The organism is Brevibacillus sp. MER 51, assembly GCF_023714195.1.
Lineage (GTDB): Bacteria > Bacillota > Bacilli > Brevibacillales > Brevibacillaceae > Brevibacillus.
Map to the genome: position 1 here is coordinate 250,054 of NZ_JAMAUS010000003.1, position 25,624 is coordinate 275,677.

A 25,624-nucleotide genomic window follows, 5' to 3' on the forward strand; every position below is an offset into this window, starting at 1 on the left:
GTATGCCCAGTGAAGGGGAGGAGTGAGGGCAAAAGCCTATAGAGATGATTCGAAAAGTGCTGAAATGATGTGGTACAGGCATAGAGTGAAACGGAGGGGAGGACGAGACGGTATGTTGGAAAAAGCAATTATGGGTATGGCGGCACTTCGGGTCTTTTCAGGCAGTATCGAGATCATTGCAGCTTTGCTCATTTTGAAAGTGAACCAGGTCGAAAAAGCTCTGCTTATTAATTCAGGTCTGGCGATTGTCGGACCAATTATCTTGATCACCACCACGACTATCGGTTTATTAGGGATGTCGGACCGGGTTAGCTTTGCCAAAATAGCTTGGATTCTGGTGGGAATCTCCTGCATTTTGATTGGCGTCCGCAAATAGCTACCATTTCCTTCCACTGGTAAATGCCATCACCATGGGGAATTATATGTGGGAGAGATTGGATGGGAGGGAATGTGGATGCCAGAATCATTGGCGAATCGAATCGCATACTTGCAAGGGTTGGCAGATGGGCTGGATGTAGGTGAGAAAAGCTCCGAAGGAAAAATTATGGTAGAGATGATTGAGATTCTAAATGAGGTGGAAGGCCAACTGCGAGAGCTTCACGCGCGAGTGGAAGAGGCAGAGGATTATGTGGAGGCCTTGGATGAAGACTTGGAGGACATTGAGCTCTACCTATTTGAAGATGATGATGACCTCTACGAAACCGTTGTCGATTGTGAGGATGATGACGACGAGTATGCGACCTTCTACGATTTGGATGATGATGAAGACGCACAACTGTACGAAGGACAAGTAGATCCCCATCTCGATACGACTTATGAGTTCGCATGCCCTAGTTGCCAAAAAGAAATCTACCTGCACGAGGGCAAAGATGAGGAAGGTTTCAGACACTATGTAATAGAGCCGGTGGATAACAAGAACACGGATAATCGATGATTCCAATAGGAAAAGCTTGCACTCGCGTTCTAGCACGAGAGCAAGCTATTTTTTTTGCATAAATCTCGTCCACCTCTGCATAGGATGGAGGTAAGTCAAAGTGGACAAAGGCAGAATGCTGCAAAAGGAGGGTACCTGATGAATGAGATCTTGGCGATTTTGCCAGCAACTTTACGCACGATTTTGACGGCCCTTCCTATCGCTGTAAGAGAGAATCTGGAAGAGATTCGGCTTCGGCAAAACCAGCCGCTGGAAGTCCGGTTTGGCCAGCAATCCAGCTATGTGACATCGTCGGGACAAATCACCTCGATACCCGCACAAGGATGGCTGTTTTCGGCAGAAGAGGCAGGAAAGCTCTTAAACCAGGTCAGCCAGCATTCTCTCTATGCCTTGGAAGAAGAGTTGAAAAGGGGTTACATCACGGTGGTTGGCGGTCATCGCATTGGCATTGCGGGGAAAGTGGTGCTGGACAAAGGTGAAGTGAAGGGAATCAGAGATGTGACCAGCTTCAACATCCGGATTGCCCGCGAGAAAAAAGGCGCGGCCAAGAAGGTCATGCCGTATTTGTTTGAGGATGGCAAATTGCAAAACACGCTGCTCATCTCCCCACCCCAATGCGGGAAGACAACCTTGTTGCGTGATATCGCACGAACCATCAGCTACGGGAGTGAGTGGTCTTCAAGTCGCAAGGTAGGAATTGTGGACGAGCGTTCCGAGTTGGCGGGATGCTTGCAAGGAGTTCCTCAGAGGGACGTCGGTCCACGAACGGATGTGCTGGACGCTTGCCCAAAGGCAGTAGGGATGATGATGCTGATTCGCTCCATGTCTCCTGATGTTCTGATTGTGGACGAGGTGGGAAGAGCGGAGGATGGTGATGCAGTCTGGGAAGCGATTCATGCAGGTGTAGCCGTCATTTGCTCGGCGCATGGAGCGAGCGTAAAGGAAGTGGCTGAACGTCCCATGCTGGGCAAGCTGATTCGATATGGAGCCTTTTCCCGCTACATCGTACTCAGCCGGGCAAAAGGTGTCGGAACGATCCAGGCCATCTACGATCAAAGCATGAACCTGGTTGAAAGGGAGAAGGTTGTATGGTCAAGCTGATGGGAGCCGTACTCATCCTGTTCTCGGCGTCGATGGTTGGTTGGCAGATCGGCAAGTATTACGCGAATCGTCCCGTTCAGCTTCGGGCTCTGCTCGTTGCTCTGCAAATGCTTGAAACGGAAATCGTGTTCGGGATGACTCCATTACAGCGAGCGTTTGTGAAGGTCGGTCATCGCGTTTCCGAAGAGGTGGGGAAAGTATTTCTTCTAGCAGCTGAATTCCTGCAGACAGAAAAGGCGCATTCGGCTGAGGAAGCGTTGCAACAAGCCATGAACAGACTCTGGACCCAAACCGCCTTGCGTAGACAAGAGCGAGAGGTGCTTGAGAGTCTAGGTCAGGTACTCGGATCATCCGATCGGGAAGACCAGCAAAAGCATTTGCGCCTGGCTGTCACCCACCTGCGAGGGTTGGAAGAGGAGGCTCGTGCAGAACAGGAAAAGTACGAAAAAATGTACAAGAGTTTGGGCTTTTTAGGTGGACTCTTGGTCGTCATCCTGATGTTCTAAAGGCGAGGTGTTCACAGTGGATTTTGATTTGACACCTGTTTTCCAGATAGGAGCAGTAGGGTTCATTACAGCCATCCTGCATACGGTCCTGAAGCAGGCGGGCAAGGAAGATATTGCGCATTGGGCAACTCTGGTTGGATTCATCATTGTCCTTTACATGGTGTCCCATTACATCGGCGATTTGTTCTCCGAAGTAAAACGCGTCTTCCTGTTCAACTGAGGAGGGGCTCCAGATGGAGATTGTACAAATTGTCGGACTAGGACTGGTGGCTACGATTCTCGCGCTAGTCATTAAGGAGCAGAAGCCGATGTTCGCCTTTTTGCTGGCGATCGCGAGCGGAGTCATCATCTTTTACTTTCTCGTCGGAAAAATAGCAGAGGTCATTCGGATTTTGGAAAGATTGGCGGTTCAAGCAGATTTGAACCTTGTGTTTCTGGAAACGATTCTAAAAATCATCGGAATTGCCTACATTGCTGAATTCGGTGCGCAGATGACCCGAGATGCTGGACAAGGTGCGATTGCTTCGAAAATCGAGCTCGCTGGAAAAGTTCTCATACTGGTTATGGCTGTACCGATCATCCAAATCATTATCGAAACAGTGATCGACTTGTTGCCGGCATAAGGGAGGTGGGATGTCCATGGCACATACTTGCAAGCTGATCCTGTTCTGGTTCCTGCTATTTGCCTTGTTTCCAGTAGCGGTGTCAGCTACAACGACACCCGCTGTGGCACCCGGAGCCGGTCCGATCAATCAAATCGTGCAGCAACAGGTCGATCACTTGCAGCTAGACCGAGTCGAACAGTATTGGAAACAGTTGCAGCGCGACTATAAAGGGTACTTGCCTGATTTGAAATCGGAAGGCTTTATCCAAATCCTCATGCAGCAAGGTGACTTTAGTATTTCAGGAGTCCTGCAAGGAATGGGCAAGTTCATCTTTCATGAGATTTTGATGAATGGCAAGCTGCTCAGCTCCATCATTATCATTACAGTCTTCGCGATGATTCTCGAAACGATGCAGAACGCCTTTGAACGCAATGCGGTATCGACAGTGGCGTACTCGATTACGTATCTCGTCTTGATGGTACTTGCGATCAACAGCTTTCATGTCGCCATTACCTATGCAAAAGACGCAATCGCGAACATGTCTGATTTCATGCTGGCCATGATCCCGCTCGTCATCGCGCTGCTCGCTTCGGTAGGCAATCTGGCATCCGCCACAATGTTTCACCCGTTGATTATCTTCATGATCAACACCAGCGGCATGATGATCTCTTATGTCGTATTCCCGCTTCTGTTTCTCTCGGCGATGCTCTCTATCGTCAGCCTGTTTTCAGAGAGGTACAAAGTCACGCAGTTAGCGACCTTGCTGCGCAATATTGCAATGGGTGTCCTTGGCTCGTTTCTGACGATCTTTCTCGCCATCATTTCCATACAAGGAGCCACTTCAGCCGTTGCGGACGGGGTCACGCTCCGAACAGCGAAATACATCACGGGCAATTTCATCCCGATAGTAGGTCGTGTGTTCTCCGATGCGGCAGATACTGTACTCAATGCCTCGCTACTGGTGAAAAATGCCGTGGGCTTGGCGGGAGTTTTGATCCTGATCATGCTATGCGCGTTTCCGGCTTTGAAGATACTGGTACTGGCTCTGATCTACAATCTGTCATCTGCCGTACTCCAACCGCTTGGAAACAGCCCAATCATCAGTGCGTTAGGTACGATTGGGAAAAGTCTTTTGTTCGTCTTCGCTGCTTTGGCAACGGTCGGCCTGATGTTCTTTCTGGCGATTACGATCATTATTGCGGCGGGCAACATCTCCATGATGGTTCGGTAGGTGATGAGATGACGTGGTTAACCCTGTGGTTGAAAAAAATTATCCTGCTCGTCCTTTTGGCTGCCTTCCTCGATCTGATCTTGCCCAATACGACACTGCAACGCTACGTAAAAATGGTGATGGGCTTGATTCTCTTGCTGACAATCATTTCTCCTGTGTTCAGTCTGTTCAGCCTCTCGCAGGAAGATTTGGCCTTTCGTCTGGATCGATACCAGCAAGAGCTGAACAAGCCTGCTTCGGCAGAGTGGAAACGCATCACTGACAAGCTGCTCGGTCAACAAAACCAACAGATGACCGCTTACGTCCAGTCACAGGTAGCGTCCTCAGTAAAAGCGAGTGTCAAAGAGCAGTACGGCGTAACTGTCGAAGATGTCACGATTACCGTCAATCAGCAAAATCCAGAACAGCCAACCCTTGAGCGAATCGAGCTGGTAGTCGGTGACGCAAACAAGGAAGAGCAAAAAGGGCAGAGCACGATTGAGCCGATTAAACCTGTCCAACCTGTTGAGATTACGATTGGCAAACCCATTGAAATACAACCGGATCCCAAACCAGATATTGCAGCAACAGCTCATCATGACAACCCACTTTATGCGCAAATCACAAACGACGTCGCCAAAGAGTGGGGGCTCTCGAGAAGTCAGGTCGTCATCAAAGACGAATCGAGAGAAAGAGAGAAACGGTAGCGGATACAGTCAGGAAGCGAGGTGAAAACAATGAACCAATTGTGGGAAAAGCTGAAAAGTCTGTTTATGAAGCAGCAAGGCGAGACGATGCAGGAAGAAAAGAAAATCGTAGTAGGAAGCAAGGGGAAAAACCAAAAACTAAAGCCGCTGCACTATTTCATCGTCATATTGGGAATTGGCGTAGCCATCATGATTCTGACGGATTTCCTCAGAGTGGAAAAAGACCAGCCACTCGGATTTGGAGATATAGGGAGTGAGGCGCCAGGTCCTTCTGGAGGCGATACAACTTCCCAGGTGTTGGGGGGATCACCGACTACCGATGTCATTGCCGAATATGAAAACATTTACGAGACACAGCTTCGCGATATCCTAGCTTCTGTTGTCGGCGTCGGTGAAGTAGAGGTCATGGTCAATCTGGAATCAACACCAGAGCTGGTTGTGGAAAAAAACCGCAACATTCGTTCCTCAACCAATCAGGAAATGGACAAAGAAAAGGCAACCCGCAATCAAAATGATCAGTCACGAGATGAGCAGGTCGTCATTGTGCAAGGCGGCAAGCAAGATGCCCCCGTTATTGTGAAGACGCTGAAGCCGAAAGTCCGCGGGGTCCTGGTAGTTGCAAAAGGGGCCGATAACATCCAGGTTAAAGCGTGGATCACTGAAGCCGTTCAAAAGGTTTTGGATGTTCCCGCTTATAAAATATCCATTTTGCCCAAAAAAGGGTAGGAGGTAATGGCGAATGATTCTGCGAAAGCAAACGGTTTGGTTGTTGACAATGCTTGCTGTCATGGTTGTGCTCTCTGGATATTACTTGGTAAAGGGACCGCAAGAACAGGTCCCAACATCAGGACAAGAGCAAGCCGTTCAGAAGCAAGAGCAAATTTCCGGAGTGGTTGTTGAATCCAAGCAAGTAGATCACGCCCCACAAGCAACCCCTGTCGATCAAGCTCCAAAGACAACTCCGGCAGACGAAAAAACTGGCACGAAGGAAGCGAAAACGCCTGCTTCGCCAGATGCAAAACCAGCAGCATCGAACACAGTCGTCCCGGTAGCAGAAACGGCAAGTGAAATTTTCCAAGGCTACAAGATGAAACGCGAAGCCATGCTGGCGCAACAAAAAGACGAACAGCTAGCGATCGTAAACAGCACGGATTCCTCTCCACAGGCAGTAGCTGAAGCGATGGCCAAGTTTGAAGAACTATCCAATATGGAAAGTGCTACCATGACTGCAGAAGAAATGCTCAAGGCGAGTGGTTATCAGGATGCGGTCGTTACTGTCCAAAATGAAAAGGCGACAGTCATAGTACAAAAAGATAAATTGAGCGCAACCGAGGTTGTGGAAATCATTGCAAACGTGAAGCAGCACTTGAACATTCCGGCAACAAACATTAACGTACAATACAAGTCTTCCTAATCAAACTACGGTACTTTCCCGTTATAAGGGACAGGAGAAACGGGCATGATGGTAAGGATTTTCTCGCTTCTGTTGGAAAAGAAGCGGGGAAATCCTTTCTTGACGTGGTTTAGGCAACAGGCTACCATGGATTTATGGTTTGCCAAAAGGATACATAATGGACTCCACGAACCTCTATTGAAAGAAAAGAAGGAGTGCTTGTTCGTAATGAAAATGCATGAGATCCGTGAAATTATTAAGTTAATTGATCAATCATCCATTCAAGAATTTAACTTGGAAACAGAAGGTGCCAAGGTGTCTCTGAAAAAATCCAATGGTACGGAAACGATTGTCGTCACGCAACCAGCGGTTCAAGCTCCTGTTGCAGCACCAGTAGCACATATCCCGGCTCAGCCAGTTGTCGCAGCAGCACCAGTCGCAGCAGAAGCTCCGAAAGCAGCAGCTGTACAAGCATCGGATGACGCAAATCTCCACAAGATTGTATCTCCAATGGTAGGGACTTTCTATAGCGCACCAGAACCAGGCAAGCCGCCTTACGTACAAGCTGGTGACAAAGTGACAGCGAGCAAAGTCGTTTGCATCGTGGAAGCAATGAAACTCTTTAACGAAATCGAAGCAGAAGTAAGCGGAGAAATCGTGAAAGTGCTCGTAGAAGACGGCCAATTGGTTGAGTATGGCCAAGCATTGTTTTTGGTGAAGCCAGAATAAGGTGGGGGAGAGCGGAATGTTTCAAAAAGTATTGATTGCCAATCGCGGGGAGATTGCCGTGCGTATTATCCGGGCATGCCGCGAGCTGGGCATTCGTACGGTCGCCGTCTACTCCGAAGCGGATCGTGAAGCGCTTCATGTGAAGCTGGCCGACGAAGCCTACTGTATTGGTCCCAAGGCATCCAAGGAAAGCTATTTGAATATAGCAAACATCATGAGTGTAGCGACCAAGGTAGGGGCAGACGCCATCCATCCTGGTTATGGCTTCTTGGCAGAAAACGCCGATTTTGCCGAGATTTGTGCCGCATGCAACATTACCTTTATCGGTCCAGACCCAGAAGCAATTGTGAAGATGGGGGACAAGTCCACAGCGAAGGATACGATGAAAACCGCAGGTGTGCCTACTGTACCAGGTACGGAAGGGCTGATCGAAGATGTGGCTGACGCTGTCGTCACCGCAAACGAGATTGGCTATCCTGTCATGGTCAAAGCGACAGCGGGTGGCGGCGGACGCGGAATGCGCGTAGCTGTAGACGACGAGGATTTGGAAAAAGCCATCCGTCAGGCGCAAAATGAAGCAAAAACGGCTTTTGGCAATCCAGGTGTTTACTTGGAGAAGTTCGTGGAAGGCCCACGCCATGTGGAAATTCAAATCATGGCAGACAAGCATGGCAATGCCGTATACCTGGGTGAGCGCGACTGCTCTATCCAACGTCGTCACCAAAAGCTGATCGAGGAAGCGCCATCGCCAGCACTGAGCGAAGAGCTGCGCCGTCAAATGGGTGAAGCTGCTGTTGCGGCGGCAAAAGCCGTTTCCTATCACGGCGCGGGCACTGTCGAGTTTTTGCTGGACAAACACGGAAAGTTCTACTTCATGGAAATGAATACACGTATTCAGGTAGAACATCCGGTAACCGAGCTGGTGACTGGCTTTGACCTGATCAAAGAGCAGCTGACCGTAGCGGCAGGCCAACCATTGTCCTTTACGCAAGAGGATATCAAAATGGATGGTTGGGCTATTGAATGCCGTATTAATGCCGAGAATCCTGCGAAAAACTTCATGCCTTCGCCAGGTCGTATCACGGAATATTTGGCGCCAGGCGGATTTGGTGTGCGCGTAGACAGTGCAGCGTATGCGGGATATTCCATTCCGCCATACTACGACTCTATGATCGCCAAGCTGATTGTGTGGGGCAAGGATCGTAACGAAGCCATTGACCGTATGAAGCGCGCTTTGGACGAATTCGTCGTAGAGGGTATTACGACAACGATTCCGTTCCATTTGAAGGTATTGGATCATGAGGTATTTGTCAGCGGGCATTTCGATACGAAGTTCTTGGAAACCTACGACTTGAAACTGGATGAAGAGTAAGTAGGGCTGATTTGTAAAAATACGGTGTGCTTGGTATAATGAATTACAAATTAGAGGGAGGTGCGAAGCATGGAAGAGTTTACTCCAGACTTAGATAGAACAGAACTTGGTAAGGTCCAGATCGCTCCCGAAGTGTTGGAAGTGATCGCCGGCATGGCTGCGTCCGAAGTAGAAGGTGTGGCACAAATGAGCGGCGGTTTCGTAGGAGAAATAGCTGAACGTTTAGGCCGTAAAAATATAGCACGTGGTGTGCGTGTAGAGGTTGGCTCCCGCGAAGCGGCGGTGGATGTTTCGATTATTGTCAAATACGGACATCGCATCCCGGAAGTCGCTCGAAATATTCAAGATAGTGTACGCAATGCGATTGAGAGCATGACAGGTCTTTCTGTAGTGGAAGTAAACGTACATATCGTTGATGTTGAGTTGAAAGCAGAAGAAAAAGTACCGGCACCAGTACCGGTTGAAGAACACCAGCGCGTGCGCTAACAAGCAGCGGATGGATGCCCCCTACGAACAGGGGGCATTTTCCTCATTTGAAAACATTGATTTTGTTTAGGTTTTGAGCGTAAATTCATGGAGTTTTCCGGAGCGTGCCGTGTTTGTCTCCTTTTTCAAACATGGCTGAAAGGAGAGGTGCTTGTGAACTTGTTTGACCGCTTTATCTTGACGATTTACAGCTTTGCGCTCATTGTTTTGTCCTGCATCGCGATAGCAGCTACCAGCGGGTTGATCCCGCAAGATTTTTTCCGTCCATATGTGGATCAGATGCTGGCGGGTACGAACATCACCTATCTCATTGTCGCGATCATTTTCCTCGTAGTCAGCCTTCGCTTCTTTTTCAGTTCTTTCCGCTCTAACAAGCCTAAAGTAGAACGGGGAATCCGTCAGCGCAGTGATTTGGGTGAGGTCAACATTACGATTCAGACGATCCAGACCATTGCGGAGCGTGCAGCCCGCCGAGTGAAAGGCGTGCGCGATATGAAAACGACAGTAAAAGCACTCGAGAGCGGCAATATTATCACCCTGCGTGTTTCGGTAGATGGAGAAACGCCATTGCCCGAACTGACACAGAAGCTACAGGCGGACGTGAAGGAGCAAGTCGAGGGGATTGCTGGTGTTGTCATTTCTGAGGTGGCCATTGTCGTGACGGAAGTAGCTCAGCAGGAAAACTACGCGGCTCGTAAACGTGTGGAATAGAAGGTGAAGTAAATGATGCGGGAGTTAATGTGGGAACACAAGGGGAAGCTAATGGGGGTTTTTGCCGGACTTTTTTTAGGCATCATCTACCTTCTCGTGGGATTTTGGGATACACTGGTTTTTGTTGTGTTTGTCGGGACGGGTTATTATATTGGACGCAAGCTCGATCATAAAGAAGACTTGCGCGAAATACTCGACAAGATTTTGCCAGGCAAGTTTCGGTGACATAAAGAAAGTCCGAGCTCATTTTAATTAGTAGGTGAATGAATGGTATGAAACGAAGAACAGCACGAGAAAAAGTAGTCCAATGTCTTTTCCAAATCGATATGGCGGAGGTTCCGTTAACTGATGCGGTTGCCCTCGTCATGGAAGAATCCGAGGAAAATGCACAGTATTTGCGTTATCTCCTCGATGGTGTATTGAAAAACTTGACCGAGATTGATTCAGAAATCAAGAAGTATCTGCGTGGATGGCAATTGGAACGCATCGCCAATGTAGATCGCGCTATTCTTCGTCTGGCTTTTTACGAGATCATGTTTGAGCAAGACACACCAGACAAAGTCGTGATGAACGAAGCGATTGAGATCGCGAAGCTCTTTAGCGACGAGCAGTCCCACCGGTACATAAACGGTGTGTTGTCGAGCTTCTTGCAATCACGTGAAACCAAGCAGGCGTAATAGGTAGGAGATACAAGCATGAGTAAGGTAATGTTGGGAATCGACACGAGCAATTACCGGACATCACTGTGCTTGGCTGAGGAAGACGGCCGAATTGTCGCAGAAGCAAAACGCCTTCTGAAAGTAAAGGAGGGCAAGCGCGGACTGCAACAATCCGAAGCCGTCTTTCAGCATGTGATGAACCTGCCGGAATTAAGTGAAGAGATGAAGTGGAAGGACTACGAGATCGCAGCGATTTGTGTGAGCGAGAAGCCGCGTCCGCAAGACGGATCGTATATGCCTGTTTTTAAGGTAGGAGAGGGCTTGGCGAAATCGTTGGCGACTTATTTGCGCGTTCCTCTGCACTTGACGACTCATCAAGAGGGACATATCGCGGCAGGGGAATACTCCGCTGAGGTACGCCCGACAGAAGACCGCTTTTTGGCTGTACATTTGTCTGGAGGTACCAGCGAGTTGCTGCTGTGTGAGCGTCATGCAGCCGGTTATGCCATTGAGAAAATCGGTGGGACGATTGATCTGCACGCAGGTCAACTGGTCGATCGGATTGGTGTGGCACTCGGTCTGTCCTTTCCTGCAGGTCCCGCGTTGGAGCAGTTAGCAAAGGGAGCAACAGGAGCGTTTCGGATTTCTTCGGCAGTTGACGGTCTTTCCTTTAGTTTCTCTGGTCCAGAAGCATCGCTTTTGCGGGAAGTGGAGAAGGGGAGTACAAGTCCTGCTGAGATTGCGCGAGCGACAGAACAATGTATTGCCAATACGCTAGAGAAGTCATTGCGCCATGCAGTAGAGCAAGGCTACCCGAAGGACATCTTGATTGTCGGCGGAGTAGCTGCTAATTATTACATACGTGAGCGACTGATCAAACGACTTGAACACCCTGCCGTTAAGGCGAAGCTGTACTTCTGTGACCCCGTTTACTCCGGTGATAATGCCTATGGAGTCGCTATGTTGGGGTGGATGAAGCAAAAGGCGAACGTTAAATAAATGAGAACTTTTTATAATTCGGCTTTACAGTTGAGGGGGAAATCGGTACACTTAACGTATCGACGTTAATAAAGGAGGCATTTTCTCCATGGCTGCAACCATTCTCCAGGGAAAAGAAGTAGCACAGAGTATTCGGACCGAATTGGCGAACGAAGTAGCTGAATTGAAAAAGCAAGGGATCGTACCGGGTTTGACCGTTGTTATTGTTGGAGACGACCCAGCTTCACACTCATATGTACGGGGGAAGGCAAAAGGCTGCGAGGAAGTCGGTATTTCATCCGAGATCATTATGAAGGACGCTGACATCACAGAGGAAGAATTGTTGGTGATCATTCAACAGTTAAACGAAAACCCGAACGTTCATGGGATTTTGGTTCAGCTTCCTCTTCCCGCTCATATTTCAGAGCATGCGGTCATTGAAGCCATTGCTCCAGAAAAAGATGTGGACGGTTTCCATCCGATTAGCATAGGAAACATGGTATTGGGAAATGAGACGATGCTTCCTTGCACACCGCACGGGATTATTGAATTGATCAAGCGCACAGGCACTCCGATGGCAGGCAAACATGCGGTGGTGATTGGACGCAGCAACATCGTTGGTAAGCCGGTCTCATTGCTGTTGCAACAGGAAAATGCTACGGTAACCATGTGTCATTCTCGCACGCAAAATCTCGAGGAATACGCTCAAAAGGCAGACATCCTCGTCGTAGCAACCGGAAGGGCTCATATGATCGGTAAAGAGCATGTTAAACCGGGCGCTGTCGTCATTGATGTTGGTGTGAATCGCATCGAATCAGGTAAGCTGGTTGGAGATGTCAAGTTCGACGAGGTCAAAGAAGTGGCTAGCTTTATCACCCCGGTTCCTGGCGGCGTTGGTCCGATGACGATTACGATGCTGTTGAAAAATACCGTTGCGGCTGCGAAAAAACAAGCAAAACAATAGAAGAAAATCGGCAACTTATTATAGAATGGATAAGGCATAAGCTTTATCCATTCTTTTGCATAGTCCTTGTTGCATGCACGGCAAAGCCAAGTTTTTTTGTAAAGGAGGGGCCGCATGGCATTACAAGATATCTTATCCGTCAGTGATCTCAATCGCTATATTAAGTTGGTGCTGGAAAAGGAACCCCACCTTCAAGATATATGGGTGAGAGGGGAAATCTCCAATTTTACCCATCATTCCAGCGGCCATATGTATTTCACGCTAAAGGACAAGCAGTCACGCATCAAAGTCGTCATGTTTGCGAGTTATAACCGCTTCCTGCGTTTCTTGCCCAAAGAAGGAGCCAAAGCGATTGTACGAGGATCTATTTCTGCATACGAACGGGATGGCGCGTATCAGTTTTACGCTAAAGAGATGCAGCCAGACGGTATTGGCTCGCTTTACTTAGCATTTGAGCAGTTAAAAGAAAAATTGGCTCAAGAAGGGTTGTTTGCAGCGGAGAGGAAGCGGATGCTGCCGCGTTTTCCCAAACGTGTCGGTGTCGTCACTTCTCCGACAGGAGCTGCTATTCGAGATATTTGCACGACGATTCGCAGACGGTATCCGCAAGCAGAGATCGTACTATCACCAGCCGTTGTCCAAGGTGCGGATGCACCTGCATCGATTGTTTCCGCTATTCGGATCATGAACGATCAGCCTGACATTGATGTTCTCATTGTAGGGCGCGGTGGTGGTTCCATCGAGGAGTTGTGGGCGTTTAATGATGAAAACGTCGCGAGAGCAATTGCTGCATCACTCATCCCCGTCATCTCCGCTGTAGGACACGAGACGGATGTGACGATCGCCGATTTCGTAGCAGATGTTCGGGCAGCAACACCGACAGCCGCAGCCGAATTGGCTGTGCCGCATTATTTGGAGTGGGTGGAAAGAGTACGGCAGCTAGAAATACGGATGCATCGAGCAGTGCGTGGTACCATGACAGAGCAGAGAAGCCGCTTGACACGCTTGAGCAATTCGTATGCGATGCGCCAACCGGAGCGGAGGCTGGAGGAAGCCGCAGAACGATTGGATCGGGCACATTTGCGGATGCGTCAATCGATGAAGCACTTGCTGGACAGAAGACGCGAACGCTATACGCGATTAGACGAACAGATCAAGCGCTATCGCCTCGCTGATCAAATCGGGGATAAAAGAAAAAATCTGTCTAAACTCCGCTCCACTTTGGACGAACGGATGCTGGGCCGTCTCAATCATAAAAGAATGGCATTTGCAGCTCGCATAGCGACACTGGAAGCACTGAGCCCGCTGAAGGTCATGCAGCGTGGATTCTCACTCGTATACACCAACGACAGACTCGTGAAATCGGTGGAACAGTTTGCCCCTGGCGACGAGATCATGGTACGATTAAGTGATGGCAGTGCGACTGCGCGAGTGGAAAAAGTGAATCGGGAGGAGGAGAAGCAGAGTGGCTCGCAAGAAAACAGAACAAGAGACTGATATGCAGTTCGAGGACGCGATGAAACGCCTGGAAGAAGTCGTCAATCGACTTGAGGAAGGAGATATACCTCTCGAAGAAGCGATTACTCTATATCAAGAAGGAGTAACTCTTTCCAGAATTTGTGGCCAAAAGCTGGATGCAATCGAAGCGAAGATTACCCAGTTGGTGGAAGAAGACGGACAAGTAAAGCAGAAGGCTTTTCGTGTGGAAGGAGAATCATGATCGGCGTGCAAACATTCGAGAGTTATTTAGTGGAGAAGACCGCCTATATAGAACAAAGACTCCTGCCAGCTCTTGAGAAGCAAGGAGTTCCGGAAAACTTGTACGAATCCATGAAGTATTCGCTCATGGCAGGCGGAAAAAGGTTGCGTCCCATGCTGGTTTTGGCGGTCCTCGAAGCACTGGACAAGCCGATTGAACGGGGTGTGGCATTTGCGGCTGCCTTGGAAATGATACATACGTACTCTTTGATTCATGATGATCTCCCTGCGATGGACGACGATGATCTTCGTCGCGGAAAACCGACCAATCACAAAGTATTCGGTGAAGCAACAGCCATTCTCGCTGGAGATGCCTTACTGACGAGGGCGTTCGCTTACATTGCAGAAGCTTACATGGATCGGGCTGATGTTTCAGCGGCTACTACCGTAAAACTGATTGCGGAGCTGGGAAAACGTGCAGGAGCAACTGGCATGGTCGGCGGACAGATGGCTGATATCGAAGGAGAGAGCAAGCGCCTTAACCTGGATCAGCTCGAATTTATCCATCGTCACAAAACGGGTGATCTCTTAATCGCAGCCTTGCGCGGGGGAGGCTATCTCGCAGAAGCATCCGAAGGCCAAATGGAAGCATTGACGCGCTATGGAGTTTGCATTGGGCTTGCTTTTCAAATTCAGGATGACATCTTGAATGTGGAAGGGGATGCCCAAGAGCTGGGGAAAGCAGTTGGCAGCGATGCAGATCGGGAAAAGGCGACGTATCCATCGCTTCTTGGTCTAGCCGAATCGAAGGTGCGTCTTGACGAATTGATTGCGGAGGCAAAAGCAGCGCTTTCAGATGCGGGAATCGAAAATTCTGCACTCAGTCCTTTGGCGGACTACGTGCGTGATCGCAATAAATAAGGGAAAGCTGGCAACCCATGCGGGAAATGCCAGCTTTTTTCGTACCTATCTATTACAAGCTTTTATCGTCAATGCTATTTAAAAATTGTTCAATCTCGCCAATCACCGATGGAAGGCAGTCGTCCTCAAATGGAGAATAAAGCTTCGCCACCTGTACCAGCTCGAGGAACGATTTGCTTCCGCCTTCGCGGCAAAGCGTCAAATAATCCTCCCAAGCTTGTTTTGGCTCTGATTGTGACCGTTTCCAAAATTGGAACGCACAAATCTGGGCCAGTGTGTAGTCGATGTAATAGAAGGGACTTTGAAAAATATGCGATTGCTGCTGCCAGAACCCACCCTCCTCGAGATACTCGTTCTGCGCGTAATTGCGATGCGGGAGGTACTTGCGCTCAATTTCACGCCAAGCCTTTTTACGCTCCGACGGAGTCATATCTGGATTCTCATAAACAACATGCTGGAACTCATCAACAGACACGCCATACGGAATGAACTGGAGTCCGCTACTGAGATGAGAGAATTTGTATTTGTCGGTATCTTCCTTGAAAAAATGCTCCATCCATGGCCACGTCAAAAACTCCATGCTCATTGAATGTATTTCACATGCCTCATAGGTTGGGAAATGATATTCAGGGACGTCAAAATCTCGGCTTACATACACCTGAAACGCATGTCCTGCCTCGTGCGTGAGTACGTCGATATCACCGGATGTACCATTAAAGTTGGCGAAAATAAAGGGGAGCCTGTATTGGCTGATGTATTCACAGTAGCCGCCAGTAGCCTTTCCTTTTTTGCTCAATAGATCTAAACAGTCATTATCCAGCATGAAGTTGTAAAACTCATCCGTTTCAGGTGACAACTCGGCATACATCTTTTTCCCGTTTTCCACAATCCATTCCGGCGGGCCTTTCGGGCTTGGATTCCCTGTAGCAAAATCAAAGGAAAGATCGTAATACTCAAGTGTATCGACACCAATGCGTTGTCGCTGACGTTCGACGAGCTTTGACGCTACGGGAACGATGTGATCGAGCACTTGCCGGCGGAAACTGGCTACCATTTCTGCATTGTAATCGGTACGGTTCATGCGTGCATAGCCTAGCTCCACAAAGCTATTGAAACCGAGTTTTTTGGCAATGCGTGTGCGTACCTTGACGAGCTGATCGTAGATGCGATCAAATTCATCCGTATGTTGCTGCATAAAATCATACTTCGCTTCATTAGCGCGCTTGCGCATGTCTCTATCCTTCGCAATTGTAAAAGGAATCATCTCGGAAAGGTTTCGCTCTTCTCCATCAAACATGATTTTGGCAGAAGCTTTCAGTGCGACATATTGACTCGCCAAACGGTTTTCTTCCTGCAAATCAGAGATGACTTCTGGTGAAAATGTACGGAGTGTGCTCTCCGCGATGCGAAAAAGCTGTGCACCCCATTTTTCTTCCAATTCAGCGCGGAAGGAAGAATCGACAATCGCCTGATAGTAGCGGGAAACGATTCCCGTATACAGAGGAGTTGCTTCATCCCAATAGTCCTGTTCCGCTTTGTAGAAAGGATCTTCTGTATTGATCGTGTGGCGGATTTGTGCGACATGCCGCGCAGATTCCACTTCTTGTCGCAGTTTGTTCAATTGAGCCATGATCGCATCCTGCTCAGAGAAGCTTGCAGCATGTTGAAACGCTTCCAATAATTGCGTGAATTGTCCTTCAACTTTGTCCATATCCATGCGCTCATACTGAATTTGTGAGAACTTCACGGACGTCCACCTCTTTTGTTCGGAGTATGTATTCAAAATCATCTTACCAGAAAATGCAAGATATCGCTTTCATATTCGTATATATTGATGAAAAGTGGTGTTTTTATTAAGAAACCGTTATAATGAATCAAGCTGAAAATAAGCGGAATCGGCTATAGCAATAAGGAAAGCCGGGTTTTCTAGTGGCTTGATTGATATGCAGCATGCACAATCGCCGGAGAACGAACAGTGGAAAGTGAGGAATACCAATGCTGCTTACTACTATAAATGATCCTCAAGACTTGAAAAAGTGCACGCAACCGCAGCTACATACATTGGCATCCGAGATCCGTCAGTTTCTAATCGAAACGCTCTCGAAAACAGGTGGTCATCTTGCGCCGAATTTGGGAGTCGTCGAGCTGACGCTAGCGCTGCACTATGTTTTTGACAGTCCCAAGGACAAGCTGATCTGGGATGTCGGACATCAAGCATACGTACATAAAATGCTGACCGGACGCCGGGAGATGTTTCCGACCTTACGTCAGTACAAAGGTCTGTGCGGGTTCCCAAAAATGGTAGAAAGCCCGCATGACGTCTGGGAAACCGGGCATAGCAGTACGTCGTTGTCTGCCGCTATGGGGATGGCGACTGCGCGGGATTTGAAAAAGGAAAAGAATCATGTCGTTGCTGTGATCGGTGACGGTGCGCTGACAGGCGGCATGGCTTTAGAGGCATTGAACCACATTGGTCATGAGCGCAAGAATGTCATCGTTGTGCTAAATGATAACGAGATGTCCATTGCGCCAAACGTTGGTGCCCTGCACAACTACTTGGGCAAAATTCGCTCAACGGAAAACTATCAGTGGGCGAAGGATGAAGTCGAAGGCTTGTTGAAATCGATACCGGCTGTAGGGGGCAAATTAGCTCATATGGCTGAACGCTTTAAGGACAGCATGAAATATCTGCTCGTATCTGGCGTTCTTTTCGAGGAGCTAGGCTTTACGTATATTGGCCCAATCGACGGACATAACATGGAACTGTTGCTCGATACATTGAAGACAGCCAAGCATACAAAAGGACCTGTATTGATCCATGCCATCACGAAAAAAGGACTGGGCTATGCGCCAGCAGAAGCCGATTCGGTCAAGTGGCACGGCATCGGAACGTATAAAATCGAGTCAGGCGATACACCGAAATCTGCACCAACGTATACATCCGTTTTTGCGGATACAATGATGAAGCTCGCAGATGAAGACAATTCAATTGTGGCTGTGACCCCTGCAATGCCAGCGGGCTCCGGCTTGATCCCATTCGGTCAGAAGTACCCGGACAGACTATTTGACGTAGGGATCGCAGAGCAGCACGCATGTACATTTGCGGCAGGATTGGCTACCCAAGGCTTGAAGCCGGTCTTTGCGATTTATTCGACCTTTTTGCAAAGAGCCTATGATCAGTTGATCCACGATGTCGCCCGCCAAAAGCTCCATGTGATTTTTGCCGTTGACCGTGCTGGGCTCGTCGGAGCAGACGGGGAGACACACCAAGGCATGTATGATGTGGCATTCATGCGCATCATTCCGAATATGGTCATTATGGCACCAAAAGATGAAAATGAACTGCGTCACATGATGAAGACAGCAGTGGAATATAAAGAAGGCCCGATTTCTTATCGTTATCCGCGATTGCCGATTCGTGGCGTCAAAATGGATGAAGAGCTGCAAGTGCTGCCAATCGGAAAAGCGGAGATTGTACGCGAAGGCAAACACGTGGCGATTCTCTCGTTCGGTCACGTATTCGAAATAGCTGAGGCGGCTGTTAATCAGCTTCAAGAAGAAGGAATCAAACCGATGCTGGTCAATGCACGTTTTTGCAAGCCGTTGGACGAAGAGCTTCTATTCCGACTGGCGAAGGAAGGCTACGATATTATTACAGTTGAAGAAGGCTGCGAAATGGGCGGCTTCGGCAGCGCTGTCATTGAATGCTACAGTCGTGCAGGCTATCACGGCATGAATGTACAGGTTGTCGCGGTACCTGATTATTTTGTTGAGCATGGAAGTGTGAAAGAACAGCGGCAAGAGGTAGGGCTCACAGCTGATCATATCGCTGCTCGTGTCCGGTCCTTGATGCCAATTTCGAAGGGCGTAGTGGAAGCATGAGTGTAAGAAAAGAACGGATTGATGTTCTTCTGGTCGAAAGAGGTCATTATGAGACCAGAGAAAAAGCAAAAGCAGCCGTAATGGCAGGCCTTGTGCAAGTAGCTGGCGAGCGCTGTGACAAGCCGGGAACCAAATTTGCCGAGGATGTTGCAATTACGGTGAAGGGCGAGGTACACCCGTATGTGAGTCGGGGTGGCCTCAAGCTGGAAAAGGCATTGCGTGTCTTTGAGATCGACATGAAGGATCGTGTCATGATGGACATCGGGGCCTCCACTGGCGGATTTACGGACTGTGCACTGCAAAACGGTGCGCGCCTTGTATACGCGATTGACGTCGGGTACGGACAACTCGCGTGGAGCTTGCGCCAGGATGAACGAGTGGTCGTCATGGAACGGACGAATTTTCGGCATATGGACCCGGAAGCTTTCGAACATGAACGTCCAAACGCGGCATCGATTGACGTATCGTTTATTTCGTTACGATTGATCTTGCCAGTGTTGTACCGTTTTCTGACGGATGGCGGTGACGTCGTTGCGCTGATCAAACCTCAATTTGAAGCAGGCAAGGATAGAGTCGGAAAGAACGGAATCGTCCGAGATCCTGAGGTACACGAGAGCGTGCTGACTGACATTGGCCAATTTGCCAGTGGATTGGGTTTCGCGCTGAAAGGCTTGGACTACTCTCCAATTACTGGGGGAGAAGGAAACATTGAATTTGTTATGCACGTCCAGAAAAATGAGGGCGGCATGGATTCGGAAGCTTGGCTTCAATGCGTAACAGAGGTAGTTGCGTCTGCTCATGCGAATTTGAAATAGGATAAAAAACCAAAGCCTCGGGAGTTTTGTCACAATCGAGGCTTTTTATTTATGCATGTGAAGTTGTATACTTGTATATGAGGTTGTTCAAGAAGGATTTCCAACCAACCAGTTTTGGGGTGGACCACGTGAAGAAAATTGGAATCATAGCGAACAAAGGAAAACCCGAAGCACGTATCGTTGCACGGGAACTGCTGTATTTACTTGAGGACAGAGGGGCGCAAGTATTCCTAGATGAACATATTGCTTCAGATGTTGGGCATCTGGAACTGGGCGCATCTGTAGAAGAGATGGGGAAGCAGGCGGATTTGGTTTGTGTATTGGGAGGCGATGGCACGCTACTCAGAATTGCTCGCCAGCTTGCCGGTCACTCTATCCCAATCTTTGGAATTAATTTAGGCACGTTGGGCTTTTTGTCGGAAGCGGAACCGGAGCATCTGCCTCAGGCTGTAGACAATCTCCTTTCTGGAAAGTACGACATTGAAAAGAGAGCCATGCTGGAAGCTTGTTTGGTTCGAAAAGGAATCACGCTGGGGACATACACGGCCATGAATGATATAGGGATTGCAAAAGGGTCATTTTGCCGAATCATTCAATGTGCAGTCTTTCTGGATGATGAGTACGTTGCGACGTTCAGCGGAGACGGTGTCATTGTCTCTACGCCGACCGGATCAACGGCATACTCACTTTCTGCAGGCGGTCCAATAGTGGCCCCTAATGTGGACATGCTATTACTGACACCAGTGGCTCCTCATTCCTTGACGGCTCGGCCAATGGTATTGTCTGGCAATCAAACGATCCGGGTCGAAGTGGATGCCATTCATCAAGAGATGGGATTGTCCATTGACGGGCAGTTTGGTTATCGACTCGAGGGCGGCGATCATATTTACATTAAAAAGTCACCGTGTGTTACCCCGCTGATTAAGTGGAAAAAAGGTGGCTTTTTCGAAGCAATACGAACGAAATTACAAGGGGAATGGGAGTAATCCATATGAACAAAGGGCAACGACATATTCGTATTCGGGATATCATCAGCAATCAAGAGGTGGAAACACAGGATGAGCTGGTGGACCGCTTGCGGACTGCTGGCTTTAACGTAACGCAAGCAACTGTATCCCGAGACATCAAGGAGCTACACTTGGTAAAAGTGCCCCTTCCTGATGGACGATATAAGTATTCAATGCCTGCTGAACAAAAATTCAATCCACTGCAAAAGCTGAAACGTATGCTTGTGGATTCCTTTATTAGCATTGACCAAGCCGATCATTTTATTGTATTGAAGACGCTTTCGGGACATGCGAATGCGGTAGCAGAACTGATTGACAACCTTCCTTGGGAAGAAATCATGGGGACGATCAGTGGAGACAACACCATCCTGATTATTTGCCGTTCGAAAGAAAATACCAATGAAGTGACGAAACGCTTAATGGAAATGTTGTAGAAGGTGGTCGCTTGCGATGCTAGTGGAACTCTCGATCCGAAATTTTGCCATCATCAAATCAGTGACGGTCTCTTTCCAAAAAGGGTTAAACATCCTGACAGGGGAGACTGGTGCTGGTAAATCCATCATTATCGATGCGCTAGGACTGTTGTTAGGAGGCCGGGCTTCGGCTGATTTTGTCCGTTACGGTGAGCCTCGTGCAGAAGTGGAAGGGCTGTTTGAATTGCCGCCTGGTCACCCGGGACTTGACGTTTGTAAGAATGTCGGCGTCCAGATTGAGCAAGACGGTATGCTTGTGGTACGCCGAGATATATCGAATCAAGGGAAAAGTATCATTCGAATCAATGGCCAGCTCGTAACTCTCGCTATGCTGCGTGAGTTAGGGCCTTGGTTGGTTACGGTGCATGGGCAACACGATACGCATATGCTGATGCAGTCAGACAAGCATATCAATTGGCTGGATGCATATGGGGAAAGTGCGTTGGGAGCTGCGAAGCAAGAATATGGAACCCTGTATACTGCGTACCGCAAGACAAAGCAAGATCTGGAGCGCATGGCACGCAATGATCGGGAGCTGGTGCAGCGCATCGATCTTTTGCAATATCAGCTCGATGAAATTGAGTCGGCAACCCTCACGCCTGGTGAAGACGAGAAGCTCATGCAGCAGCGGAAAAAGTGGATGAACATTGAAAAAGTTTATTCAACGATCCAAGATGCATACCGGGCTTTGCATGGTGACCAGAAGGGCATGGATTGGTTGGGTCATGCGATGGGTGAGCTTGAGCGTGGTGTGAACTACGAAGAACAGCTCGTTCCGATTTTGGAAATGGTCCAATCGGCATACTATCAGATAGAAGATGTGGTGCATAACCTTCGTCAATTGTCGTACCAAATGGATTTTGAACCGGAGCAGCTGGCAGAAGTAGAACGCCGTCTTGATCAAATCCAGTCGTTAAAACGCAAGTATGGCAAAAGTGTAGACGATATTTTGGAGTACGCGGCAACGATTCAGGATGAATTGGATGACATGCATCACTACGAAGATCGCCTCCAGCAAGTGGAAAAGCAATTGCAGGAGCTTGCAGCCGATTTGGCAGTGGAAGCATTGGAGTTGTCGGTTATTCGCTCCGAATGTGCTGGAAAGCTCGCACAAGAAATCGAGCAGCAATTAAAAGAACTGCACATGGAGCGAGCTCGTTTTGCCATCGACGTCAGACAGACACCGGATGAAGACGGGGTAGAAATCGACGGAATCAAGCGCTTTGTAGATGCGAACGGAATGGATCAGATCGAGTTTTTAATCTCACCTAACCCGGGTGAGCCATTGCGTCCCTTGGCGAAGATTGCTTCCGGCGGAGAGCTGTCGCGTGTCATGCTGGCCATTAAAACGATTTTGGCGGGCACTGATCAAGTGGAGACCCTCATTTTTGATGAAGTCGACACAGGAGTAAGTGGAAGGGCAGCTCAAGCGATAGCAGAAAAGCTCGCCCGGGTCGCTGGACAGCGCCAAGTCCTGTGCATTACGCACTTGCCACAGGTCGCATCCATGGCAGACGCTCATTTTCTGATCAAAAAGGAAATGAGCGAGAATGAAACGGAGACGCGGGTGAATCGTCTGTCTGATGATGAACGGGTATCAGAGCTGGCTCGTATGCTAAGCGGGGCAGAGGTAACAGCAAAAACAGAAGAACATGCACGCGAGATGATCCTTCTCGGCCGTGAACGAAAGACTGTCAGCTAATTTGGTTGGCAGTCTTTTTTCGTTGATAAAAAGTGCAGAAATGGACTCGCTAAGGACTTGATGAAGCGTGGCTTTCTAATGTTCAGAGTGGGTTATTTTCCTGACATAATCCGCTTGGCTGGTGGCAACATTAAAGGTACACAAGGTGGAGGTGTCCCTCATGACCGCTTGCGGTCAATCAAAACGGACCTGACCGTTTTGTTTTGTAGGTGTAGGTAGGGAACGGTAGGAGTGATTACTGGTGATCCGACAAAACAAAAGAAAATGGATGGGAAGTCTCCTTCTCCTCATCACGGCGCTTGTCGTGAGTTCCACCCCGTTCCGCGATCTGTCCTCCTTTCCCCGTGAATTGCGTTTGATGGAAGGGTCCCTCGAGCAACTACGGGTCTCAGTGCCGGTAATGGGCACGCTAATCAATAGCAATCCTGATATTTTGCACGTTAACGGGACAGAGGCGCGTGAGGTTTCCGTTGATTTGAGCAGGCCTATGTCTGTAGAGCCGCGTAGGGCTGGGGAAGCCCAATTGCAGGTGAAGTGGCATAACATTCCGCTGACTGCTGTAAAAGTAAATGTATTGCCAGATCTGCGGTTGTACCCTGGTGGACAGTCAATCGGGGTGAAGCTGCAAACAGCGGGTGTTTTGGTTGTCGGTCATCATTTAGTAGACGATGGTAAAAACAAGTTTTCTCCAGGTGAACAGGCAGGTATACACGTTGGTGACATGATTATCAAAATGAATGACATGTACATCAACGACATGAATGATGTAAAGAAATTGATCAACGAAAATGGGAAAAAGAATCATTCCGTCCAATTGCTTGTCGTTCGTGGCAAGGAAAAGCTTTCGCTCACTTTGCACCCAGCAAAAGATAAAAAAGACAGTGAATACCGCATGGGTCTCTATATTCGGGATTCAGCGGCAGGAGTAGGGACACTGACCTTTTATGATCCAAATTCCAAAGCGTACGGGGCATTAGGGCACGTCATTTCCGACGTTGATACTGGTCAAGCTATTGTCGTAGGAGATGGCCAGATCGTGCAAGCAAGTGTCACATCGATTGAAAAAGGACAAAGTGGCAACCCAGGGGAGAAATTTGCACGTTTCTACAATGAAAGTGAAGTTCTTGGAAATATAACGAAAAACACCCCTTTTGGCATCTTCGGCAAAATGAAGGACGAGCCCAAACGCAGCTATTATCAGGAGCCGTTACCAATCGCTCTTGCCGAGCAGGTAGAGGAAGGGCCAGCCAAAATTCTTACTGTCGTGGAAGGTCAGAAAGTAGAAGAGTTCGATATTGAGATCGCGAACGTGGTCAAGCAGCATTTTCCCGCAACCAAAGGGATGATTATTAAAGTCACGGACAAACGCCTTTTGGAAAAGACAGGTGGCATCGTACAAGGGATGAGCGGTAGTCCGATCATTCAAAAGGGCAAGATCGTCGGTGCTGTCACGCATGTGTTTGTCAATGATCCTACTTCGGGATACGGTTGCTACATTGAATGGATGCTTCAGGATGCTGGCGTGAATGTCCGAGATACTGCCGAATCCCGAACCCCTACAACCAAGGCTGCCTGAATAAAGTGCCGTCACGCGAACGAAGCGAGACGGCTTTTCCGATTTTTGCAGTCCTTTGACGAATCGGTTAGAAATGAAAGAATTCTTTGTCGAAATATCAGTTAAATCATTCAATCTTTCGTCATTGGCAGGAATGGAATTTGCTTTGTCGAATAATTTTTGTAGAGAAAAAGATGGTATGGACTAAACCTTTTAGATTTGTTAACTTCTAAAACGCCACCTTCTTTCCAAAAGACCGTCCATTGTTAGGAGGAACGACCTTGAGCAAGATTGAAGTGTTGTTGGCAGATGATAACCGAGAATTTGTGAATCTGTTAGAAGAGTACATCAGTAGCCAGTATGACATGAATGTTGTGGGTGTTGCTTACAACGGCAATGAGGTAGTTCGACTGCTGCAGGAACGTGTACCCGATGTATTAATTTTGGATATCATTATGCCACATCTGGATGGCTTGGCTGTTTTGGAGCAAATTCAGGCCATGCGCTTAAGTCCTCAACCTAAAATTATCATGTTGACTGCTTTCGGGCAGGAAGAAATTACGAAGAAAGCAGTAGAGCTGGGAGCAGCATACTACATTTTGAAACCGTTTGATATGGAGGTGCTGGCTCAGCGCATCCGTCAAATCATTACAACCAAGCCTGCCTCTTCTTTTGTTTCTTCTGTGAAACCGCAAGCTACCTTGCAAATCCGCGGTCGCAATTTGGACGCGAGCATCACCAGCATTATTCATGAGATTGGAGTTCCAGCGCACATCAAAGGCTATTTGTATTTGCGGGAAGCGATTACAATGGTATACAACGATGTCGAGCTGCTCGGCTCGATTACCAAAGTCCTGTACCCGGACATTGCAAAGAAATTCAATACAACGGCTAGTCGTGTAGAACGTGCCATCCGTCATGCGATTGAAGTAGCATGGTCCCGTGGTAATCTGGACTCGATCTCCAGCTTGTTTGGTTATACGATTTCGAACACCAAGGCGAAGCCGACCAACAGTGAGTTTATTGCCATGGTGGCAGATAAGCTGCGGATTGAGGCGAAGATTAGCTAGGATGTAGAGAATCGTTTACACGATCCTTAAAAAGACATTAGCATTTGCTTGCTAGTGTCTTTTTGTATGGGTAGGACGTAGTAAAAGCGAGGTGCAAAATGGAAAATCCTAAAGTGCAGTGTCAAAAATGTGGGTGTAATGAGATT

General features: G+C 48.4%; 29 protein-coding genes. 28 read left to right on the forward strand and 1 reads right to left on the reverse strand.

The features are described from left to right. Window positions 1-112 precede the first annotated feature (112 nt). From M3630_RS08290 to M3630_RS08390, 21 genes are all read left to right on the forward strand, one after another. Window positions 113-376: a YqhV family protein gene (locus tag M3630_RS08290; protein ID WP_007725730.1), complete on the forward strand. Its 264-nt coding sequence runs from the start codon at window positions 113-115 to the stop codon at window positions 374-376. Between the two features lie 78 nt (window positions 377-454). Continuing rightward, a complete protein-coding gene (locus M3630_RS08295; RefSeq protein ID WP_251251812.1) occupies window positions 455-934 on the forward strand; it encodes a CD1247 N-terminal domain-containing protein in 480 nt (159 codons plus the stop codon). A gap of 138 nt (window positions 935-1,072) precedes the next feature. Next, on the forward strand, window positions 1,073-2,035 hold the full coding sequence (gene spoIIIAA, locus M3630_RS08300; protein ID WP_251251813.1) for a stage III sporulation protein AA: 963 nt from the start codon (window positions 1,073-1,075) through the stop codon (window positions 2,033-2,035). After that, window positions 2,023-2,541 carry a stage III sporulation protein SpoIIIAB gene (gene spoIIIAB, locus M3630_RS08305; RefSeq protein ID WP_012686020.1) on the forward strand — a complete coding sequence of 173 codons (519 nt, stop codon included), beginning with the start codon at window positions 2,023-2,025 and terminating at the stop codon, window positions 2,539-2,541. Before spoIIIAA ends, spoIIIAB begins: the two co-directional genes overlap by 13 nt. A gap of 16 nt (window positions 2,542-2,557) precedes the next feature. Continuing rightward, window positions 2,558-2,761, forward strand: coding sequence for a stage III sporulation protein AC (spoIIIAC, locus tag M3630_RS08310; RefSeq protein ID WP_007725726.1), 204 nt, complete (start codon window positions 2,558-2,560; stop codon window positions 2,759-2,761). A 13-nt stretch (window positions 2,762-2,774) separates the two neighbouring features. Further along, window positions 2,775-3,164 (forward strand): stage III sporulation protein AD, encoded by a 390-nt coding sequence (spoIIIAD, locus tag M3630_RS08315; protein ID WP_005827266.1) that lies wholly within the window; start codon window positions 2,775-2,777, stop codon window positions 3,162-3,164. A 16-nt stretch (window positions 3,165-3,180) separates the two neighbouring features. Further along, entirely contained in the window at window positions 3,181-4,377 is a 1,197-nt protein-coding gene (gene spoIIIAE, locus M3630_RS08320) for a stage III sporulation protein AE (RefSeq protein WP_221867147.1), read from the forward strand. 8 nt (window positions 4,378-4,385) lie between these two features. Next, window positions 4,386-5,063 (forward strand): stage III sporulation protein AF, encoded by a 678-nt coding sequence (gene spoIIIAF / locus M3630_RS08325; RefSeq protein WP_251251814.1) that lies wholly within the window; start codon window positions 4,386-4,388, stop codon window positions 5,061-5,063. A gap of 30 nt (window positions 5,064-5,093) precedes the next feature. Then, the gene (gene spoIIIAG, locus M3630_RS08330) at window positions 5,094-5,789 is read left to right on the forward strand and encodes a stage III sporulation protein AG (RefSeq protein WP_173609608.1); all 696 of its coding nucleotides are present in this window, start codon (window positions 5,094-5,096) and stop codon (window positions 5,787-5,789) included. A gap of 13 nt (window positions 5,790-5,802) precedes the next feature. Further along, entirely contained in the window at window positions 5,803-6,477 is a 675-nt protein-coding gene (locus M3630_RS08335) for a SpoIIIAH-like family protein (protein WP_251251815.1), read from the forward strand. 207 nt (window positions 6,478-6,684) lie between these two features. Further along, window positions 6,685-7,185, forward strand: a complete 501-nt coding sequence (accB, locus tag M3630_RS08340) for an acetyl-CoA carboxylase biotin carboxyl carrier protein (RefSeq protein WP_173609839.1) — start codon at window positions 6,685-6,687, stop codon at window positions 7,183-7,185. Window positions 7,186-7,201: 16 nt separating this feature from the next. After that, complete coding sequence (gene accC, locus M3630_RS08345) at window positions 7,202-8,557, forward strand: acetyl-CoA carboxylase biotin carboxylase subunit (RefSeq protein WP_173609606.1); 1,356 nt, start codon at window positions 7,202-7,204, stop codon at window positions 8,555-8,557. 69 nt (window positions 8,558-8,626) lie between these two features. Further along, window positions 8,627-9,043: an Asp23/Gls24 family envelope stress response protein gene (locus tag M3630_RS08350; protein WP_012686027.1), complete on the forward strand. Its 417-nt coding sequence runs from the start codon at window positions 8,627-8,629 to the stop codon at window positions 9,041-9,043. A gap of 153 nt (window positions 9,044-9,196) precedes the next feature. After that, window positions 9,197-9,754, forward strand: a complete 558-nt coding sequence (amaP, locus tag M3630_RS08355) for an alkaline shock response membrane anchor protein AmaP (protein ID WP_173609605.1) — start codon at window positions 9,197-9,199, stop codon at window positions 9,752-9,754. Between the two features lie 12 nt (window positions 9,755-9,766). Next, complete coding sequence (locus M3630_RS08360) at window positions 9,767-9,979, forward strand: DUF2273 domain-containing protein (protein ID WP_012686029.1); 213 nt, start codon at window positions 9,767-9,769, stop codon at window positions 9,977-9,979. 47 nt (window positions 9,980-10,026) lie between these two features. After that, window positions 10,027-10,431: a transcription antitermination factor NusB gene (gene nusB, locus M3630_RS08365; RefSeq protein WP_088907127.1), complete on the forward strand. Its 405-nt coding sequence runs from the start codon at window positions 10,027-10,029 to the stop codon at window positions 10,429-10,431. An 18-nt stretch (window positions 10,432-10,449) separates the two neighbouring features. Beyond that, a complete protein-coding gene (locus tag M3630_RS08370; protein ID WP_173609604.1) occupies window positions 10,450-11,412 on the forward strand; it encodes a tRNA (adenosine(37)-N6)-threonylcarbamoyltransferase complex transferase subunit TsaD in 963 nt (320 codons plus the stop codon). Between the two features lie 88 nt (window positions 11,413-11,500). Continuing rightward, entirely contained in the window at window positions 11,501-12,355 is an 855-nt protein-coding gene (folD, locus tag M3630_RS08375; RefSeq protein ID WP_173609603.1) for a bifunctional methylenetetrahydrofolate dehydrogenase/methenyltetrahydrofolate cyclohydrolase FolD, read from the forward strand. A gap of 114 nt (window positions 12,356-12,469) precedes the next feature. Then, window positions 12,470-13,852 carry an exodeoxyribonuclease VII large subunit gene (gene xseA, locus M3630_RS08380; RefSeq protein ID WP_251251816.1) on the forward strand — a complete coding sequence of 461 codons (1,383 nt, stop codon included), beginning with the start codon at window positions 12,470-12,472 and terminating at the stop codon, window positions 13,850-13,852. Continuing rightward, on the forward strand, window positions 13,821-14,075 hold the full coding sequence (xseB, locus tag M3630_RS08385) for an exodeoxyribonuclease VII small subunit (protein ID WP_048032540.1): 255 nt from the start codon (window positions 13,821-13,823) through the stop codon (window positions 14,073-14,075). The genes xseA and xseB overlap by 32 nt, the downstream gene beginning before the upstream one ends. After that, entirely contained in the window at window positions 14,072-14,974 is a 903-nt protein-coding gene (locus M3630_RS08390; RefSeq protein ID WP_251251817.1) for a polyprenyl synthetase family protein, read from the forward strand. The genes xseB and M3630_RS08390 overlap by 4 nt, the downstream gene beginning before the upstream one ends. 52 nt (window positions 14,975-15,026) lie before the next feature. On the opposite strand, the gene M3630_RS08395 is transcribed toward M3630_RS08390, so the two are convergent. Beyond that, the gene (locus tag M3630_RS08395; RefSeq protein ID WP_173609600.1) at window positions 15,027-16,721 is read right to left on the reverse strand and encodes a M3 family oligoendopeptidase; all 1,695 of its coding nucleotides are present in this window, start codon (window positions 16,719-16,721) and stop codon (window positions 15,027-15,029) included. 248 nt (window positions 16,722-16,969) lie between these two features. On the opposite strand from M3630_RS08395, the gene dxs reads away from it, so the two are divergent. The 7 genes from dxs to spo0A all read left to right on the forward strand — a co-directional run bounded on the left by dxs (window position 16,970) and on the right by spo0A (window position 25,478). After that, window positions 16,970-18,856, forward strand: a complete 1,887-nt coding sequence (gene dxs, locus M3630_RS08400; protein WP_173609599.1) for a 1-deoxy-D-xylulose-5-phosphate synthase — start codon at window positions 16,970-16,972, stop codon at window positions 18,854-18,856. Beyond that, a complete protein-coding gene (locus M3630_RS08405) occupies window positions 18,853-19,671 on the forward strand; it encodes a TlyA family RNA methyltransferase (RefSeq protein WP_173609598.1) in 819 nt (272 codons plus the stop codon). Before dxs ends, M3630_RS08405 begins: the two co-directional genes overlap by 4 nt. 128 nt (window positions 19,672-19,799) lie before the next feature. After that, window positions 19,800-20,657 carry an NAD(+)/NADH kinase gene (locus tag M3630_RS08410; RefSeq protein ID WP_173609597.1) on the forward strand — a complete coding sequence of 286 codons (858 nt, stop codon included), beginning with the start codon at window positions 19,800-19,802 and terminating at the stop codon, window positions 20,655-20,657. A 5-nt stretch (window positions 20,658-20,662) separates the two neighbouring features. Beyond that, a complete protein-coding gene (gene ahrC / locus M3630_RS08415; protein ID WP_007720787.1) occupies window positions 20,663-21,112 on the forward strand; it encodes a transcriptional regulator AhrC/ArgR in 450 nt (149 codons plus the stop codon). Between the two features lie 16 nt (window positions 21,113-21,128). After that, complete coding sequence (gene recN, locus M3630_RS08420; RefSeq protein ID WP_173609596.1) at window positions 21,129-22,853, forward strand: DNA repair protein RecN; 1,725 nt, start codon at window positions 21,129-21,131, stop codon at window positions 22,851-22,853. A 241-nt stretch (window positions 22,854-23,094) separates the two neighbouring features. Next, the gene (spoIVB, locus tag M3630_RS08425; RefSeq protein WP_251251818.1) at window positions 23,095-24,429 is read left to right on the forward strand and encodes a SpoIVB peptidase; all 1,335 of its coding nucleotides are present in this window, start codon (window positions 23,095-23,097) and stop codon (window positions 24,427-24,429) included. 260 nt (window positions 24,430-24,689) lie between these two features. Continuing rightward, window positions 24,690-25,478, forward strand: a complete 789-nt coding sequence (gene spo0A / locus M3630_RS08430; protein ID WP_007720793.1) for a sporulation transcription factor Spo0A — start codon at window positions 24,690-24,692, stop codon at window positions 25,476-25,478. Window positions 25,479-25,624 lie beyond the last annotated feature (146 nt).

Coding starts and splice junctions, on each gene's coding strand:
- accC (WP_173609606.1), top strand. CDS start 7,202: ATGTTTCAAAAAGTATTGATTGCCAATCGCGGGGAGATTGCCGTGCGT.
- spoIIIAD (WP_005827266.1), top strand. CDS start 2,775: ATGGAGATTGTACAAATTGTCGGACTAGGACTGGTGGCTACGATTCTC.
- recN (WP_173609596.1), top strand. CDS start 21,129: ATGCTAGTGGAACTCTCGATCCGAAATTTTGCCATCATCAAATCAGTG.
- ahrC (WP_007720787.1), top strand. CDS start 20,663: ATGAACAAAGGGCAACGACATATTCGTATTCGGGATATCATCAGCAAT.
- M3630_RS08350 (WP_012686027.1), top strand. CDS start 8,627: ATGGAAGAGTTTACTCCAGACTTAGATAGAACAGAACTTGGTAAGGTC.
- spoIIIAG (WP_173609608.1), top strand. CDS start 5,094: ATGAACCAATTGTGGGAAAAGCTGAAAAGTCTGTTTATGAAGCAGCAA.
- M3630_RS08295 (WP_251251812.1), top strand. CDS start 455: ATGCCAGAATCATTGGCGAATCGAATCGCATACTTGCAAGGGTTGGCA.
- M3630_RS08290 (WP_007725730.1), top strand. CDS start 113: ATGTTGGAAAAAGCAATTATGGGTATGGCGGCACTTCGGGTCTTTTCA.
- folD (WP_173609603.1), top strand. CDS start 11,501: ATGGCTGCAACCATTCTCCAGGGAAAAGAAGTAGCACAGAGTATTCGG.
- M3630_RS08335 (WP_251251815.1), top strand. CDS start 5,803: ATGATTCTGCGAAAGCAAACGGTTTGGTTGTTGACAATGCTTGCTGTC.
- spoIIIAA (WP_251251813.1), top strand. CDS start 1,073: ATGAATGAGATCTTGGCGATTTTGCCAGCAACTTTACGCACGATTTTG.
- spoIIIAE (WP_221867147.1), top strand. CDS start 3,181: ATGGCACATACTTGCAAGCTGATCCTGTTCTGGTTCCTGCTATTTGCC.
- M3630_RS08360 (WP_012686029.1), top strand. CDS start 9,767: ATGATGCGGGAGTTAATGTGGGAACACAAGGGGAAGCTAATGGGGGTT.
- spoIIIAF (WP_251251814.1), top strand. CDS start 4,386: ATGACGTGGTTAACCCTGTGGTTGAAAAAAATTATCCTGCTCGTCCTT.
- xseA (WP_251251816.1), top strand. CDS start 12,470: ATGGCATTACAAGATATCTTATCCGTCAGTGATCTCAATCGCTATATT.
- spoIIIAB (WP_012686020.1), top strand. CDS start 2,023: ATGGTCAAGCTGATGGGAGCCGTACTCATCCTGTTCTCGGCGTCGATG.
- dxs (WP_173609599.1), top strand. CDS start 16,970: ATGCTGCTTACTACTATAAATGATCCTCAAGACTTGAAAAAGTGCACG.
- M3630_RS08370 (WP_173609604.1), top strand. CDS start 10,450: ATGAGTAAGGTAATGTTGGGAATCGACACGAGCAATTACCGGACATCA.
- M3630_RS08405 (WP_173609598.1), top strand. CDS start 18,853: ATGAGTGTAAGAAAAGAACGGATTGATGTTCTTCTGGTCGAAAGAGGT.
- M3630_RS08390 (WP_251251817.1), top strand. CDS start 14,072: ATGATCGGCGTGCAAACATTCGAGAGTTATTTAGTGGAGAAGACCGCC.
- accB (WP_173609839.1), top strand. CDS start 6,685: ATGAAAATGCATGAGATCCGTGAAATTATTAAGTTAATTGATCAATCA.
- nusB (WP_088907127.1), top strand. CDS start 10,027: ATGAAACGAAGAACAGCACGAGAAAAAGTAGTCCAATGTCTTTTCCAA.